1 rRNA gene is annotated in these 331 nt (G+C 54.7%); it reads left to right on the forward strand.

The features are described 5' to 3' along the window. Window positions 1-331 (forward strand): 23S ribosomal RNA (locus ACLBXP_RS25425); the annotation flags it as partial.

A 331-nucleotide genomic window follows, 5' to 3' on the forward strand; every position in this document is an offset into this window, starting at 1 on the left:
CCAAGGTTCGTCCTGGGTGACCGCGTACCTTTTGTATAATGGGTCAGCGACTTAAAGTTACGAGCAAGCTTAAGCCGGTAGGGGTAGGCGCAGCGAAAGCGAGTCTGAACAGGGCGTTCAGTTCGTGGCTTTAGACCCGAAACCGAGTGATCTAGCCATGTGCAGGATGAAGGTGGGGTAACACCCACTGGAGGTCCGAACCAGTGCCCGTTGAAAAGGTCTTGGATGACGTGTGGCTAGGGGTGAAAGGCCAACCAAACTCGGAAATAGCTGGTTCTCCGCGAAAGCTATTTAGGTAGCGCCTCGCGTGTATGTCCCAGGGGGTAGAGCA

This window comes from Methylobacterium sp. A54F, from assembly GCF_053346035.1.